14 protein-coding genes are annotated in these 15,410 nt (G+C 66.3%); 5 read left to right on the forward strand and 9 right to left on the reverse strand.

What is annotated here, in order from left to right:
- Positions 1–75: 75 nt before the first annotated feature.
- On the reverse strand, positions 76–1,068 hold the full coding sequence (locus V6M49_RS13400) for a stage II sporulation protein M (RefSeq protein ID WP_332761387.1): 993 nt from the start codon (positions 1,066–1,068) through the stop codon (positions 76–78).
- Positions 1,069–1,136: 68 nt separating this feature from the next.
- On the opposite strand from V6M49_RS13400, the gene V6M49_RS13405 reads away from it, so the two are divergent.
- Positions 1,137–1,937 carry an RDD family protein gene (locus tag V6M49_RS13405; protein ID WP_332761388.1) on the forward strand — a complete coding sequence of 267 codons (801 nt, stop codon included), beginning with the start codon at positions 1,137–1,139 and terminating at the stop codon, positions 1,935–1,937.
- 44 nt (positions 1,938–1,981) lie between these two features.
- On the opposite strand, the gene V6M49_RS13410 is transcribed toward V6M49_RS13405, so the two are convergent.
- From V6M49_RS13410 to V6M49_RS13425, 4 genes are all read right to left on the reverse strand, one after another.
- Positions 1,982–3,220 carry a L,D-transpeptidase gene (locus V6M49_RS13410; RefSeq protein ID WP_332761389.1) on the reverse strand — a complete coding sequence of 413 codons (1,239 nt, stop codon included), beginning with the start codon at positions 3,218–3,220 and terminating at the stop codon, positions 1,982–1,984.
- Between the two features lie 63 nt (positions 3,221–3,283).
- Entirely contained in the window at positions 3,284–4,762 is a 1,479-nt protein-coding gene (gene ahcY, locus V6M49_RS13415) for an adenosylhomocysteinase (RefSeq protein WP_141139876.1), read from the reverse strand.
- A gap of 95 nt (positions 4,763–4,857) precedes the next feature.
- On the reverse strand, positions 4,858–5,127 hold the full coding sequence (locus tag V6M49_RS13420) for a Trm112 family protein (RefSeq protein WP_141139875.1): 270 nt from the start codon (positions 5,125–5,127) through the stop codon (positions 4,858–4,860).
- 78 nt (positions 5,128–5,205) lie between these two features.
- On the reverse strand, positions 5,206–5,595 hold the full coding sequence (locus V6M49_RS13425; protein WP_141139874.1) for a DUF3499 domain-containing protein: 390 nt from the start codon (positions 5,593–5,595) through the stop codon (positions 5,206–5,208).
- Positions 5,596–5,715: 120 nt separating this feature from the next.
- Here V6M49_RS13425 and V6M49_RS13430 point away from each other — a divergent pair, with 120 nt between their 5' ends.
- A complete protein-coding gene (locus tag V6M49_RS13430; RefSeq protein WP_104061002.1) occupies positions 5,716–6,231 on the forward strand; it encodes a metallopeptidase family protein in 516 nt (171 codons plus the stop codon).
- Positions 6,232–6,250: 19 nt separating this feature from the next.
- Here V6M49_RS13430 and V6M49_RS13435 read toward each other — a convergent pair whose 3' ends face one another.
- Genes V6M49_RS13435 through V6M49_RS13445 form a run of 3 tightly spaced genes read right to left on the reverse strand, consistent with a single transcriptional unit; the run spans position 6,251 to position 11,743 of the window.
- Complete coding sequence (locus V6M49_RS13435; RefSeq protein WP_332761390.1) at positions 6,251–7,843, reverse strand: DUF5719 family protein; 1,593 nt, start codon at positions 7,841–7,843, stop codon at positions 6,251–6,253.
- Complete coding sequence (locus V6M49_RS13440) at positions 7,836–11,168, reverse strand: glycosyltransferase family 2 protein (protein WP_442959731.1); 3,333 nt, start codon at positions 11,166–11,168, stop codon at positions 7,836–7,838. The genes V6M49_RS13435 and V6M49_RS13440 overlap by 8 nt, the downstream gene beginning before the upstream one ends.
- Before the next feature lie 29 nt (positions 11,169–11,197).
- A complete protein-coding gene (locus V6M49_RS13445; protein ID WP_083510248.1) occupies positions 11,198–11,743 on the reverse strand; it encodes a WhiB family transcriptional regulator in 546 nt (181 codons plus the stop codon).
- A gap of 411 nt (positions 11,744–12,154) precedes the next feature.
- Here V6M49_RS13445 and V6M49_RS13450 point away from each other — a divergent pair, with 411 nt between their 5' ends.
- On the forward strand, positions 12,155–12,853 hold the full coding sequence (locus V6M49_RS13450) for a TIGR03089 family protein (RefSeq protein ID WP_141139870.1): 699 nt from the start codon (positions 12,155–12,157) through the stop codon (positions 12,851–12,853).
- Between the two features lie 19 nt (positions 12,854–12,872).
- On the opposite strand, the gene V6M49_RS13455 is transcribed toward V6M49_RS13450, so the two are convergent.
- Positions 12,873–13,457: a GtrA family protein gene (locus tag V6M49_RS13455; protein WP_246848743.1), complete on the reverse strand. Its 585-nt coding sequence runs from the start codon at positions 13,455–13,457 to the stop codon at positions 12,873–12,875.
- Between the two features lie 172 nt (positions 13,458–13,629).
- Between V6M49_RS13455 and V6M49_RS13460 the strand changes: the two genes are divergently transcribed.
- On the forward strand, positions 13,630–14,826 hold the full coding sequence (locus tag V6M49_RS13460) for a 5-(carboxyamino)imidazole ribonucleotide synthase (RefSeq protein WP_141139869.1): 1,197 nt from the start codon (positions 13,630–13,632) through the stop codon (positions 14,824–14,826).
- Entirely contained in the window at positions 14,823–15,401 is a 579-nt protein-coding gene (purE, locus tag V6M49_RS13465; protein WP_332761391.1) for a 5-(carboxyamino)imidazole ribonucleotide mutase, read from the forward strand. The genes V6M49_RS13460 and purE overlap by 4 nt, the downstream gene beginning before the upstream one ends.
- Positions 15,402–15,410: the final 9 nt, after the last annotated feature.

The following is a 15,410-nucleotide window of genomic DNA, read 5'->3' on the forward strand; positions in this document are numbered from 1 at the left end:
AGCGCCGTGTATCTGATATCGAGCCTACCGCCCGCTCCTCCACGTGGGCGAGGAGCCACCCCGTCGCTCGCGGATTCATGCGGCGATTTCGCTGTATCCAGCGTCGCCGGCCACCAAGTCGCCGCGTTCACCGGCGTCATAGGCCCGCCGTCCCCATACCAGGACGTAGCCCCAGTAGGCAGCCAGCACCGCCAGGCCGATGCCGATCTTGGCCCATACCGGAAGCGGGCTGGGCGTGACAAAACCTTCCACTAATCCGGAAACGAACAGCACCAGCACCAACCCCAGGGCCACGGTGATCAGCGACCTGCCTTCGTCAGCCACGGCCCGTCCCCGCGTCCGTGGTCCCGGGGACACCATGGCCCAGAAGATCCTCAAGCCCGCCGCGCAGGCAATAAAAACAGCCGTCAGTTCCATCAGGCCATGCGGCAGGATGTAGCTGAAAAAGACATCCTGCCGGCCCACGGCGGCGAAAACTCCGGCGGCGATCCCGACGCCCTGGGCGTTCGTGAACAGGATCATGGGTACCCAGAAGCCGGTGATGCCCAGGGCCACCGCCTGCGCGCTGATCCAGGCATTGTTGGTCCAGACGGCCCCCGCAAACGAGGCCGCAGGATTTTCCGAATAGTAGCCAATGAAGTCTTTCTCGACGTACTGCCGGACCGCGGCCTCGGAGGCAACGGACCGCAGGGCCTCGGGGGACGTCCCGATCCAGAGCGCGTAGGCGCCGGCAACCAGGATAAATGCGGCGCCGCAGGCCACCGTCAGCCACCGCAGGCGGTACAAAGCCGCCGGCAGGGCAGCCACGAAGAACGGAGCCAGGTCCGCCATCACGTTGGACCGTGCGCCTGTGAAACGGGTCCGGGCCTGGGCCAGGGTGGCGGACAAGGACGCCGACAGGCCGCTCTCCGGGGCAATCGACCTGATGAAGGAAAGGTGGGCCGACGTCGACTGGTAAAGGCGCAGCAGTTCATCGGCCTCTTCGCCGCTGAGGCGCCGCTTATGGGCAAGCTGGTGCAGCCTTGACCACTTGTCCCCGTTGGCGGCGGAGAAGGCATCCATATCCACGGCAACAGCCTAGCCGCCATAGACTATGAAGGTCCGCAGGATGGCTGACAAGGGATTGGGGTATCCGCTTGAGTTCGATAATCACCGGCGAGGCCGTTGTCCTGGAACTGCGCCCCGCATCCTTCGCCGCCCGTGCCCTTGGCCTGCTGCTGGATGTCCTGTTCAACATCATCCTGCTGGTCCTGATCCTGCTGGGCGTCGCAGCCGCCGGCCAGGACCTTGACGAGGCAGCAATGCGGGCGCTGACGCTGGTGAGCGTGGTCTTCTGCTTCGTGATTGTCCCGGTAGCCGTGGAGACCCTCACCCGGGGGCTCTCGCTCGGAAAACTGGCGGCCGGCCTGCGTGTGGTCAGGGACGATGGCGGCGCCATCCGGTTCCGCCACGCCGTGATCCGGGGGCTGACTGGATTCCTGGAAATCTACCTCACCCTGGGTGGCCTCGCCATCGCCGTCGCCCTCTTCAACAGCCGCTCCAAGCGGCTGGGTGACATCCTTGCCGGCACGTATGCGCTGCGCCGCCGCGTGCCGGCAGAGGTACCGGTCCGCGTCTTTGTTCCCCCACAGCTTCAGGGCTGGGCCACAGCTGCGGACATCGGCCGGATCCCGGATGCGACCGCACGGCAGGCCGCCCAGTTCATCCGGCAGGCCGGACGCATGTCACCTCTGTCCGCCGCCGGAATGGCAGCGTCGATAGCCACGGAACTGGCCCGGCATGTGGCCCCTCCGCCGCCCCCGGGAACCAGCCCGGACCAGTACCTGGCGGCCGTCACCGCCGAACGCCGTCACCGTGAACTCGCGCGGCTGCAGCAGGCCCGGCGCCGGAACTCGGCCACGGCGGAGCGGTTGGACCGCCTGCCGTTCGGGCCATAGACCTGAACCTCGTCCTGTTCCGTGGGCCCTGGGCCAAGCGGTTCCTAGTTGTTGTACTCCGCCCAGGGGATGTTCCAGTCGCCATAGCCGTCGTCGACGGCGGCGTAGTCGCCTTCGGTATTGATGATCTGAACCACATCGCCGGTGGTCATGTTGTCAAAAACCCAGGCGGCGCCGTCGGGAGCGAACCCGATGCAGCCGTGCGAGACGTTCGCCTTGCCGATGAAGGGGTAGGCGGACTCCAGCGCCTGGTGGATGTAGGCGCCGCTCAGGGTGAGGCGGATGGCATACTCCACGTCCACTTCGCCGTAGTAGGCCGGATCGCCGGGCTTGAGTCCGATGCTGGCCGCCCGGAAGTGGTCATAGCGGTTCTTTTCCATCAGGACCGCGTAGCCGCGCGCTGACGGGAAACGCTGATCGCCCATGCTGACCGGGAGGGTTTTCACTACCTGGTCATTAACGCTGAGCGTGAAAGTGTGTGCGGCGGCATCGGCGATAGCCACCCGCTTGTCACCGAAATTCACGGTGACCTTCTTGTTGAAGTTGGCAATCTGGCCGTTGCCGAGGTCCACGCCGAACAGCTGCATGTCCATGGTGACTGTGGAGTTCGCCGCCCAAAAGGCTTCCGGGCGGTACCGGACCATGGTGTCGCTGAACCAGTGGAAGGCCCCGGCCTGCCCTGCGCTGGAGGTGATTTTGATGGCCTTCTCCACGGCATCCCGGTTGACCACCGGTTCGCTGAAGATGACCTGCAGCGGCTGGCCCACGCCAACTTTCATCCCGTCCAGCGGGTAGATGGCGGCATCAGCCTCGTGCGTGCTCGAAACGGTGCTGAACGAGTTTGTGGTGTTGGTATCCCGTCCCGCCCCGTCAGTGACCACATACATGTAGCTGTACTCGGTGTTGAATTTCAGCGGGTCGGTCGCTGTCCAACTGCTGCCGTCCCCTGCAAAGGTGCCGTGGACTACTTCGCCGGCGGTGCTGGTCAGCGTGACGCTCTCGATCCTGCCGTTGCCCACCTTGAGCGACACCGGCATTGCCGGGTTCACCTGCTTTGCGGCGTTGGCCGGCGTGACGTCCACCTTGACCGGGGCCACCACGGGCGATGCGACGCCCGGCACGGACCGGACTGCCGAGCTGGCTTCGGACTCCAGGCCACCGCGCGCAAAACCCGGCGCGACGGCGGCGAAGACGCCGCCCGTTGCGGCAAGGACACACACGGCTGCCACCAAGAGAATTTTCTTGGCGGTCCCCCGCCGGCGTGGCTGAACATCAGGTTCCATAGTCCGATCTTAATGCTTGGACATAACAGCCCCGGGCGCGGTCTGCGCCCGGGGCATCACACGTCAGTAACGATAGTGCTCGGGCTTGTACGGTCCGGCGATGTCCAGGTCCAGGTAGTCGGCCTGTTCCTTGGAGAGTTCCGTAAGCTCCACGTCGAGGGCGTCGAGGTGCAGGCGGGCAACCTTTTCGTCCAGGATCTTGGGCAGGACATAGACCTGGTTGCTGTATTCGCGTTCGCCTTCGGGCTGGTCCCGCTTGGTCCACAGCTCGATCTGGGCGATGGTCTGGTTAGCGAATGAGTTGCTCATCACAAAGGACGGGTGGCCGGTGGCGTTGCCCAGATTCAACAGGCGCCCCTCGGACAGGACGATGATGGAGCGCTCTTCGGCGGTCCCGGCGTCGAGCACCCACTCATGCACCTGCGGCTTGATCTCCACCTTCTTGATGCCGGGGATCCGCGCCAGACCTGCCATGTCGATCTCGTTGTCGAAGTGGCCGATGTTGCCCACAATGGCTTTGTCACGCATGCCGGCCATGTGTTCGGCCAGGATGACGTCCTTGTTCCCGGTGGTGGTGATGAAGATGTGGCCTTGGCTCAGCACCGACTCCAGCTTGGCCACCTGGTAGCCGTCCATGGCTGCCTGGAGGGCACAGATGGGGTCGATCTCTGTGACGATGACGCGGGAACCCTGGCCGCGGAATGCCTCTGCGGCTCCCTTGCCGACGTCGCCATAACCGCAGACGACGGCTACCTTGCCGCCCATCAGGACGTCGGTGGCGCGGTTGATGCCGTCAGGCAGCGAGTGGCGGATGCCGTACTTGTTGTCGAACTTGCTCTTGGTGACCGAGTCGTTGACGTTGATGGCCGGGAACAGCAGCTTGCCCTGTTCAGCCAGCTGGTAGAGGCGGTGCACGCCGGTGGTGGTTTCCTCGGTGACGCCGCGCAGGCTGGCCCCGACCCGGGTCCACCGCTGCGGGTCTTCCTGCAGCGAGGCGCGAAGCACGTCCAGGAAGATCCGGCCTTCCTCGGACTCATCTTCGCCTGCCGCCGGTACAGCGCCGGCAGCTTCGAACTCAACGCCCTTGTGGACCAGCATGGTGGCGTCGCCGCCGTCGTCCAGGATCATGTTCGGGCCGAGCTCCGGATTGGTGTCCGCGCCGGGCCAGGCCAGGATCTGCTGTGCAGTCCACCAGTATTCCTCCAGCGTCTCGCCCTTCCAGGCGAACACCGGGACACCCTGCGGGTCCTCGACCGTTCCCGTGCCCACCACGACGGCTGCGGCGGCATCGTCCTGGGTGGAGAAGATGTTGCAGGAGGCCCAGCGGACCTCGGCACCAAGGGCAGTGAGGGTTTCGATCAGGACGGCAGTCTGGACCGTCATGTGAAGGGATCCGGCGATCCGGGCGCCCTTCAGCGGCTGGGTGGGTCCGAACTCCTTGCGGAGTGACATCAGGCCTGGCATCTCGTGCTCGGCCAGGCGGATCTGGTGGCGGCCGGCTTCGGCCAGCGAGATGTCGGCTACCTTGTAATCAAATGTCATGGGGTTCCTTTGCTTTTGTCCGATGGCGGCGACGGCGTTGAAGCCTCTGCGCGAAAGTCGACCGCTGGTGGTGGTACGTGTTGTCCAGGCGTTGCCTAGGCAGTAGCTGCGGTTTTGTCCGTGGCGGGGCCTGGGTCCGTGGCCGGCCGGACGGCGTGATCGTGCTGGTCCGAGCCGGCAGCCGTGGCGGCCTGGAGAAGTTCCGGCGGCAGCAGCAGCGGGATACCGTCCTCGATCGGGTAGCGCAGCTTCACGCCCGAATCTCCCGCCGCCGTCGACACAAGCTCTTCGCCTTCCTGGACCAGGGGCGATCCGGTCACGGGACAGCGGAGGACGGACAACAGTTCAGGACTGATCTTTGGCATGATTGGTGCTCCCGACAGGGGCGCGTTCGCGCCGTTGGCTGACTGATTAGCAGGTTCCAGCCTACCGCCAGAACCGCCTCAGGAAGGTTCGCGCAGGACGCGCAGATGCCCCCGGCGGACGCCTTCGGTGCCGGCCGGGGCCTCCAGCGCTGAATGCAAGCCACGCTGACCCGGCGTGGTCTGCGACCTGGGCGGCTGGGCCGCTGCTTCGCGGACGGCGTTGGCGAGGGCCAGGAGGTCGTCCGGCCCGGGCTGCTGCGGGCTTGTGGGCATCGCCAGGCGAAGCACTTCCCAGCCGCGGGGCACGGTCAGTGACCCGGCGTGCTGCTCGCACAAATCGTAACAATGCGGCTCGGCGTAGGTGGCAAGCGGACCCAGGACGGCGGTGGAGTCGGCATAGACGTACGTCAAAGTTGCCACCGCCGACTGACGGCAGGCTGACCTTGAACATTGACGGATAGCTCCCACGACATCACAGACTACTCCGTATCCGAACTTGTTCGGAGTATTTGCCGAATCGGCGCCGCGCCCTGGCACGAAAACCGGGGTTATGTCGCGTAATTCTGCGCCCGGGTTTACAGTCAAGGTATGCAGTCATCGAACCATAATTCAGCTTTTACGGTCCGTTTGGCTGACCCGGATGACCGCGCCGCAGAAACGGGTTCGGGTTCGCCCGGCCGAAGCTTTGCGATGCGCCGCCGGAACCGCCACGGTCGCGGCCTGCGCGGGGAGCTGGTGTTGCCAACGCACCCCGGTTACAGGACACGGTCGGACCGCTTTGACGACATGGTGCTGGATTCCGCGCAGCGGCTCCACGACATCTGGGGCAAAACGCTCGACGGCGTCCGGTTTGCCGTCGACGAAATACCCCCGCAGCTGGAGCAACTGGTGGCCGACGCCGCCCCGCCTCCCATGGGCGCCTACACCCCCGCCACGGCAGAGGAAGGCCCGGTGATCACCCTGTACCGCCGGGTGGTTGAGCAGGGTTGCGCCAGCCGGGAGGAACTCCAGGACCTGGTGCACGACGTCGTCGTGGAACACACCGCCGAAATGCTCGGCGTAGCACCGGAAACCCTGGATCCGGTCTACCGCCGCCGGTACTGACGCCGCCGGTACTGTCCTGTCAGTATCCCAGGGAGACCGGCACCTTTTCCTGACCTGAAGCCGCGGGCGTGAAGGCCACCGTGGAGATGTCGTCCCGGCCGTCCTGCTGCAGGAGCAGCGCGCCGTAGGCAGCGTCACCTGACGCGGAGACAACGTACGCCACCACTACCGACTCGTCCACCTTCTCGGGGACCTTGATGGACGTTGTGGTGCCGCCGGCGACGTCGGCAGTGGCGGCCGCGTGGATCTTGCCGTCCGCGGTGATGGCGGCGTAGGAGACCGTGGCCCGGTTCTCGAGGACGCCGAACACGAGGGTTCGGTCACCGCCCTGGGGAACGGGCACCACATGCTGGCTTCCCAGCCGGACACCGGAGGCAGCCCAGGCGACGTCCGAGGCCTTCCCGTTCGTGACGCCCCGGGTGATGCGGGTTGCGGCCACAAATGACACGTCCGAACTGGTGGACACCGTGTAGTGGCCGGCGGGGACGCCAGCCAGGGAAATCTCGGTGACGGCCCCGGCTTTTGCCGTGACAACGCCGCCGCCGGGGAGGGCTTTCTGGCCGTCCCGGCCGAAGAGCTTGACCTCCACTACCGCGTCCGACGGTCCCGGAACCGTGATGGCCAGCGCGGGGCCGGCGTCGTTGTAGCCGCTGTTTCCCGTGAATGCGGAGATCGAGCCGGCGTCTTGTATGTCCACTCCGGTCATGACCTGCCGTGCGGCAGGTGCGGCGCCCGGAGCAATGAAGTCGACGCCGCCGGGCGTCAGTCCCCTCAGGACACTCTGCTGGATGGACGCGGCCACCGGACCGCCGGCGCTCCGGACATGGACCGTGAGCCGGGCTTCACCAGGTGCCAGGCCAGCCAGGACGATTGAGCGGGTACCTCCCGGCGCGACCAGCAGCCCCCTGCTGCCCGGGGCCTGGATCTGGCCCTTGCTGCCGAAGAGCTCCAGGCTGACGGTGGCAGGTGTGCTTGAGGCGTTGCTGAGGACAAGAAGGGAGGTGCGGCCCACGGTGGTGCTGGCACCGGACAGCCAGAGGTCGTTGGCGGGCGGCTGGCAATTGGCAGCCGCCGAGCCCTGCAGGTCACCGTCGGTGGCGGTGAATCTCATAAGCCCGGCGGCTGAGGGCTTCTGGCCTGCCTGGGCGTCGGCGCTCAGGAAGCTGGCATCATCCACGCTGTGCCCGGCGACGACGCCGGCGGTCAGGTCCTGGGGACCTGTCCCCTGGCCGGGCTGGCTGCCGTCCTTGGCGATCTCGACGGCGGGCGTTCCGTCAAGGGCGGCGAGCCTGCTGCCGGGGAGGACACCGCCGGGGGCGCTCAGGACGGCGCCGGTGACAGCGCTCTTGGCGGTCGCGGATTCGGGGCTGAACTGGGGGTCGGTGCCCGCCTCCGTTCCTTCGAGCAGGCGGGCCGGGCCAGGACATACCCCCGTGCTGGCGCCTGCGGGAACTGCAGCCAGCACGGCCGGGATGCTGCGGCTCCCCGCCGGCTGCGGAGCGACCGAGGAGGCTGCGAGTCCCGCGCCGGCTGCGGCCACAATCGCCACGGCCGAGACCAGGCCTGCCAGCATCTGCTTGCGAGGGGTCCTGCGGGCTGCGTCCTTATGCATTCTGGTGTTCCTTACGCAAAGATCCCTCGTCCCTCGACAGCCCCGTGTTGGGCCGGCGCGCGGGCATGGGAATGGCGAGCATCACAGTGAGTCCTATCACCGTGATCTGTGCGATTCCGGACCAGAGGGCCCACGGGGTGTCGTAGCGGATGGTCAGCTGGCCGGCGGTGGCAGGCAAGGTAAAGGCCTGGGCCGAGCCGGATGTCGTGGCAGTGAGCTTCCGCCCGTCGAACCAGGCGCTCCAGCCCTTGTCAGCCCGTTCGGCGAGCACCACCAGCCGCCCTTCCGGTCCCTCGGCGACGGGGGTGTCGACGTCGTCGTACTTGGAGGGCACCAGCGCCACAGTGGCGCCCGTGCCGTCCACGATCCTGACGCGATGGGCGACGTCGGCGGGCTGCAGTACCGGCTGGTTCAGCGGCGTTATCCGCCAGAGCCAGCCGACATCCGTCTGGCCGACGGCAACGAGCCCCGGAACTGCGTCCATCCTGCTGGCCGTGAGCTGGGCGGCGGTATCTGCCGAGCGCAGCACCACGAATCCGGCACCAAGGCGCTCGAGCTCGGGACGGGGGTCCACGCCTTGGCCGGCCACCAGCGTGGCCACCACGCTGCGGATGGACGCCGTGACGTCGTCGTCCTCCCTGACCGTCTCCTGGCCGGGCGCGCCCAGGATGTTCCGGGCGGCGGCAATCGTTGACAAGCTGTCCAGGGTGGTCCCGGCACCGCGCATCAGGGCCGCCTCAAAGGCACCGTTCTCCTGGGTGCTGATCAGCAGCGTGCGTGTCTGCTCCGGCCCGGTGCCACGGTCTATGGCGGTGGCGGGAAGCGTCCGGGCACTGCCTGGCTGCACCAGCCGTGGCGTTCCCAGCGCGGGCCCTGCCGGCACGTCGGCCGGGAGGGCAACGGCTGAGGAACGCAGCAGGTTCTGGGCCGACCACACCGCCATGCCGGCCAGCGGACCGGCCAGCAGCACCACCATGGCAAGGGCCGTCGCGGAGCGAAGGGCCACGTTGCGCCGAATACTCGGCGAGGCTGCCCGGTCCGCGGCATCAAGCAAACGCTCGGCACCGATCAGGGCGGCTCCGAGCAGGGCGAACCCTGCGGCGGAGACGGCTGGACCGGTGAACGGGGTCACGAGGGTGTCGGCAGTCGCGCCGGTGGCAACGTGCCCTGCGAGCCAGCCACCGGCGAAGATCACCAGAGCCGCCACCCAGAGAACACGTGCTGTCCTGCTGCGCATACCCGGGAGGAACAGGGCGGCAACGGCAAGCAGCAGGACCGGAACGGCCAGCAGCAGTGCCAGCACGAGTGCCCATGGGATCGCCTGGCCGCTGAAGAACGGAACGCCGGACAGGCCACCTTCGGCGGAAAACAGCAGCGGCTGGCCCAGGAACTGCTGCCACAGCGGGGCCGGCTCGAATCCCAGCGGAACACCCGGGTCTGCCAGCAGTGCCCGCGGCCGGTCGATAACGGACAGCCCGAAGGGAAGAAAGAGCGCAGCGCTGGGCAAAAGAGCCCACCACACGGTGCGGCCACGACGGCCAAGCATCAGCCCGCAGAGGACAATAACCACAACGGCCGGGACTAGCAGGGAAGGCGCCGACGCGGTCACAACACCCAGCGTCAACCCTGCGGCAGCGGCAGCAGTCCAGGACGGCATGCCGTTGATCCCGGGCCGTGCGGGTGGTTTTTCGGTGAAACGCCGGTCATCCGGGGACGGGACAATGAAACGTCCGTGGCCCACGGCGGACCCGGTGGCGCGCAGGAGCGCCAGGACGAGCAGCGGGATCATGATGTGGGCCACCAAGGCACCGGCCCGGCCCTGGTTCAGTGCTATCTGCAAGGCGGGAGCGGCCGCCCAGAAGAGTGCGGCAACGAGGCGGAAGCGGCGCCGGATGGTCAGGCCCCCGGCCGCAAACCATGCGGTCAGGCCGGAAAGCGGGGCGGCGAGCAGCAGGAGCCAGGCCATGGCCGCGTTGGCGTCTCCCCCGCCGAGCAGGCCAAGGATCCACAGCACATAGCCGAAGGGGTCGCCCTTGCCTGGAAGCCCTGCCCCCAGGCTGATCCACCAGCTGGAGGCGTGGTGCCAGATTTCGCCAAGGGTGGAGGACACCGGAATGAGGCCTCCACCGGAAACAGCGTCGGCCCGGAACATCCCGGTGAGCGCCGTGAGGGAAGCCGCGGACGCGATGATGATGGCGGCGATGGCGCCGGTCCCCACCCAACCCCGTTCGGTGGTGGTCAGGGCAGCGAAGTCATCTGATGAGTCCCCCGTGGGCTGGTCCGCCAGGGGGTCATGGACCAGGCCATCGGCCGTGGAGTTGTCGGCGCCCAGGGCTTCCATCAGGGAGCGGCGGTGGTTCCAGACTTCACGCCGGGGCGTCTGCAGCTTCTTGATGACGGACCGCCGGATCCGCCGGCTGTTTGCCGCGGTCCGGCGGGCCTTTGCCACGGCACCGGGCCGGGCCAGGGCAGCGAATGTGGCCACAAGCTGGGAGAAACCGTGCCCGGGATCCTTGACCGCAATGCTGAGCACGAGTTTGAAGATGCTGCCAAGCAGCGCACCGACCGCATGGACAGGCACCTTCCACAGCGGGGCGTGCTTGAGGCGCAGATGGACCTGGGCTTTTCGCGCCGCGGAAGCGTTTCCCTGGGCATGCGGCCGGTGGGCGACGTGGAACATCCGTGCAGTGGGAACCACCACCACACGGTGCCCGGCGAGGCGGTTGCGCCAACAGAAGTCGACGTCGTCGCCGGTGCCCGGCAGTGCGGGGTCGAAGCCCTTCAGGAGTTCCCAGATATCACGGCGGACCAGCATGCCGGCCGAGTTCACCGCAAACGCGTCAGTGCGGCCGTTGTACTGGCCCTGGTCCAGTTCGTCGGCATCGATCAGGGTAAGCCGCTCGGCCCAGCGGCTGGTGGAGAGTCCGACGTCGATCAGCCGGCGTTCCGAGTGCCAGTCCAGTTGCTTGCAGCCGGCCACGGTCACGGATGGTGCGCGCTCCACGGCACTGAGGAGTTCGGCCAGCGCCTCCGGGGCCGGCGCCGCATCGTCGTGCAACAGCCAGACCCACTCTGTGGCTGCGCGCTGGGACTGGCCTTCCCAGGGCGCGTGCTTGTTGAGCCCGGCGCGCACGGCGCCGCCCATGCCGCTCTTGCCGGGCGGAAAGGTGCTTACATTGGTTGCGCCGAAGGCCCGTTCCAGGAGGACGGCGGAGTCGTCGCGGGATCCGGTGTCCACTCCGATGAGGGAGTCCGCGGGCCGGGTCTGGTCCGCGAGGGCAGCCAGGATTCTGGGGAGATAGGCACTGCCGTTGTGGGACACCACAACGGCAGTGACATGTACTTCCTGAAGAATTAGATTGCTCGCTTCCTTAGCCGCCGGCGCTCACGCTCGGAAAGGCCACCCCAAATGCCAAACCGTTCGTCGTTTGCCAGCGCGTATTCCAGGCACTGCGACCGCACATTGCAGGCACCGCAGACCTTCTTGGCGTCGCGCGTGGATCCGCCCTTCTCCGGGAAGAAGGCTTCCGGATCCGTTTGCGCGCACAATGCATCAGTCTGCCAGCCGAGTTCACCTTCGTCGTCGAAGTCCTGCCTGAACGGCAGTCCGATCCACACCGGCTGGGAACTTGTTCCCTGGGCCGGGGTGCGCAGTTCCATGGGCGGATCCAGGTCGTCATCGTCCTGGTCGTGTCCGCCGTCAAGGAGTGCTTCGTGCGCCGCCAGGAAGGCTGTGGCCTGGTCCTGGAGGGGGTCTTTGGTATTGCGGTTGTAACGGTCCGCGGCGTCGGGATCCGCGGGATCGACGTACCAGTCGCTCGGCACCCCCCGTGCGCGGTATTTTGCCGTTGCCAGTCCGGCGACGACGGCATCTTCATGGATACGCTCTGCTTGCCCCACGGCGACCCTCCCCAAATGTTGCAGCCCTTGCCTGAATACCTGGACACTCGGTTGCGTGTCCGTATTTATGCAGTGACTTTCGATATCTAATTACACGCGTGTAACTACTGGGGAGTCAAGCCGCGGACAGATAATAATCAACTTTCCGGGCCAATCCCGGTCACGCCACGCCCGTGAGTTTTCCAAAGGTCCGGCGCGATGGAGGCCTGGCGGTCCACATCGGCAGCCAAAAGGTCCCGACTTCGCTGAATAGCTGCCAAAAATACAGACGCAGCCCGAATTAGACAAATAAGATGACAAACTCCTGTGAGTAACATCACAGCCCGGCCGGACCCGACCGGGACCCATAGGGACTCCGTGCGCGGCATCCCCGCCAAGGACGCCCCGCTGGGTCCGTGACAAGATAAAGCCATGAGCATCCCGGCGATAGATCTGATGACCACCCTGCGTTCCGGCCACGCCACGTCGCCCCGCCTGACCTGGTACGGCCCCGACTCCGAGCGCGTGGAACTCTCCGGTCGTGTGCTGGACAACTGGGTGGCAAAAACCAGCAATCTGCTGCAGGACGAACTCGACGCCGAGCCCGGCATGCGACTGACTCTTGACCTGCCAGCCCACTGGAAGTCAATGATCTGGGCACTGGCCGCCTGGCAGCTGGGCATGGAAACAGTCCTGGACGGCGGGGAGGCGGAGCTCCTGGTCACCGACAGGCCCGGAACCGTTGAGCGGAAGCACGACGCCGTGATCGCTGTCGCGCTGCCAGCCCTGGCGATGCGGTGGCCTGGTGAGCTGCCTGCCGGAGTCATCGACTACGCCGCCGAGGTGCGCTCCCATGGCGACGTCTTTATGGCGCACACGGACCCTTCGGCGGCCGGCTGTGCCATTCGGGCTGGCGGAGGCCAGCGGCACATCCACGAAAGCCTGATCACTGGTTTTGCGGCGCCGCATGAGGAAGGCGTCAGGCTTCTGGTCCCGGCCTCTGAAGGGCTGGAGCCGGCGCTGGCGAACTCACTCGGCGCGTGGCACAACGGTGGTTCAGTGGTGCTGGCTCACGCCGATGTGGAACTGACGGACAAGCTGCTGGCCGCGGAACGCATCCACGGCAAGTAGCTTTCCCTGCACAGCCGGGTTAGGACTGCTGCCGGCGGCTTTCCGGTGAGTCTGCCTCCGGCTGTTCCCCGTGCTGGGCGACGGCAGCAGCGGCAGCTGCCTTCTCACGATGGTGCCGTTCGATGAGCTCATGGTCGTGGGAGAACTCCGGCTCCTGATCCAGTTCTTCGTTGAAGACCCAGAACCGGTAAGCGAAGAAGCGGAAGATGGTGCCCAGGACCAGGCCCACGACACTGCCGGCAATAAAGAGCGAGGGCTTGTCGTTCAGGTCCAGGATGTATTTCGCGAACCAGACGCAGCCTGAGGCGATCAGCAGTCCCACCAGGTTCATGACCGCGAACAGCGCGGCCTCACGGGCCACATTGGCCTGCTTGCGGTGTCTGAACGTCCAGTAACGGTTGGCAACCCACGAGAAGATGCTTGCCACAATGGTTGCCACCGCTTTGGCCCAGACCTCGCTGCCGTGCATCGGTCCGGTGAACAGCCAGATGAAGATGGCCGAGTCAATGACGAAGGCCACACCGCCCACGGCTCCGAACTTGGCCACTTCACGCCAAAATAGCGAGGCGAGCCCCCGGATACGATCTGCAAGTGCGCTAAACATGACCCTCCATGGCCGTCAGTTCATTGGGCCACACGGCCAGAGGTCTATTTTAGACCCGAAATCGGTGAACCCGCCCCACGCGGAGTGAAGGGTGATCGCGGAAATACCCGAAAAGCGGGCCCTTCAACGTCCCAAAGCCCGGATCCGGTGAGCTTTCTGTAGGCTGGCATATGTGACTTTTCCAGTAATCGGCGTAGTTGGCGGCGGCCAACTCGCGCGCATGATGGCCCCGGCCGCTACCGCCCTTGGCTTTGAACTCCGTGTCCTGGCTGAGGCTGAGGACGGTTCAGCCGTGTCTGCTGTGTCCACTTCGCCGGTGGGTGACTACAAGGACCTCCAGACTCTCCTCGACTTCGCGGACGGCCTGGATGTTATGACGTTCGACCACGAACACGTCCCCACGGACCACCTCCGCGCGCTTTTGGACGCTGGCGTGAATGTCCAGCCTGGTCCGGACGCCCTGGTTAATGCCCAGGACAAACTGGTGATGAGGGCTGCCATCGACAGCCTTGGGCTCCCAAACCCCATCTGGGCTGCTGTCGCTGACGTCGCCGCGCTCGTGGACTTCGGCGAAGAAACGGGTTGGCCGGTTGTCCTCAAGATGCCCCGCGGCGGCTACGACGGAAAGGGCGTGCGGATCATCGACTCCGCCGAGGCCGCCGAAGAGGCTGCTCCGTGGTTCGAGGCCATGAGCCCGCTCCTCGCCGAAGCCAAAGTTGAGTTCAGCCGCGAACTGTCCGCGCTGGTGGCGCGGACCCCGGGCGGCGAAGCGAGAGCCTGGCCGGTGGTGCACACTATCCAGGTGGACGGCGTCTGCGACGAAGTCATCGCCCCTGCCCTGGACATCCCCCTCGAGGTCGCCGCGGCTGCGGAAGACGCGGCACTGCGCGTCGCCACGGAACTGGGCGTCACCGGAGTCATGGCGGCGGAACTCTTTGAAACACCGGGCTCCGGCGTCGGCTTCCTGATCAACGAACTCGCCATGCGCCCCCACAACACCGGCCACTGGACCCAGGACGGTTCGGTTACCAGCCAGTTTGAGCAGCACCTGCGGGCGGTCCTGGACCTGCCGCTGGGTGCCACCGACATCCTGGGCCCGGTAGTGGTCATGAAAAACTTCCTGGGCGGCGACAACCAGGATCTGTTTTCCGCCTACCCGGCAGCCCTCGCCAGCGAGCCGGCCGCCAAGGTCCACTGCTACGGAAAATCAGTGCGGCCGGGACGCAAGATTGGCCATGTCAACCTCGTAGGGACCTCCACGGATGATGTGGACTCGGTCCGGCAACGCGCAACCCGGGTGGCGGCCATCATCCGCGACGGCCGGGTACCCACCGAAGAATCAGCACGGATTTCCGAGGAGAACGCATGACCACCGAAACCACCACCGGCACCGCCCCCCGTCCCATCGTTGGGCTGGTCATGGGCTCAGACTCGGATTGGCCGGTCATGGAGGCCGCCGCGGATGCATTGGCTGAGTTCGGCATCCCCTTTGAAGCAGATGTGGTCTCCGCACACCGGATGCCCGCCGAAATGATCCGGTACGGCCAGACCGCCCACGAACGCGGGCTGCGGGTCATCATCGCGGGCGCCGGCGGGGCTGCCCACCTTCCCGGCATGCTGGCAAGCGTGACTCCCTTGCCCGTTATTGGCGTCCCGGTCCCGCTGAAGACCCTGGACGGCATGGATTCCCTCCTCTCCATCGTGCAAATGCCGGCCGGCGTTCCCGTAGCCACCGTGTCCATCGCCGGTGCCCGGAACGCAGGCCTGCTAGCAGTCCGGATCCTCGCGTCGGGCACAGACGAACTGGCAGCCACGCTCCGCGCCGACCTCCTGGACTTCGCCCAGGAACTCAACGACGTCGCCACCCGCAAGGGAGCCAACCTCAGGCAGAAAGTCAGCGAAGTCTTCGCCGACGGCAATGGTGTTCTCCGGGGCAGCCGTTAAGGAACCGGA

The organism is Pseudarthrobacter sp. (assembly GCF_036675385.1).
GTDB lineage: Bacteria > Actinomycetota > Actinomycetes > Actinomycetales > Micrococcaceae > Arthrobacter.

Excerpts from the sequence above, each read along its gene's own strand:
- V6M49_RS13420 (WP_141139875.1), bottom strand. The coding sequence starts at position 5,127 with ATGCCAAAGATCAGTCCTGAACTGTTGTCCGTCCTCCGCTGTCCCGTG.
- V6M49_RS13435 (WP_332761390.1), bottom strand. The coding sequence starts at position 7,843 with ATGCATAAGGACGCAGCCCGCAGGACCCCTCGCAAGCAGATGCTGGCA.
- V6M49_RS13410 (WP_332761389.1), bottom strand. The coding sequence starts at position 3,220 with ATGGAACCTGATGTTCAGCCACGCCGGCGGGGGACCGCCAAGAAAATT.
- purE (WP_332761391.1), top strand. The coding sequence starts at position 14,823 with ATGACCACCGAAACCACCACCGGCACCGCCCCCCGTCCCATCGTTGGG.
- V6M49_RS13430 (WP_104061002.1), top strand. The coding sequence starts at position 5,716 with ATGCAGTCATCGAACCATAATTCAGCTTTTACGGTCCGTTTGGCTGAC.
- V6M49_RS13455 (WP_246848743.1), bottom strand. The coding sequence starts at position 13,457 with ATGTTTAGCGCACTTGCAGATCGTATCCGGGGGCTCGCCTCGCTATTT.
- ahcY (WP_141139876.1), bottom strand. The coding sequence starts at position 4,762 with ATGACATTTGATTACAAGGTAGCCGACATCTCGCTGGCCGAAGCCGGC.
- V6M49_RS13450 (WP_141139870.1), top strand. The coding sequence starts at position 12,155 with ATGAGCATCCCGGCGATAGATCTGATGACCACCCTGCGTTCCGGCCAC.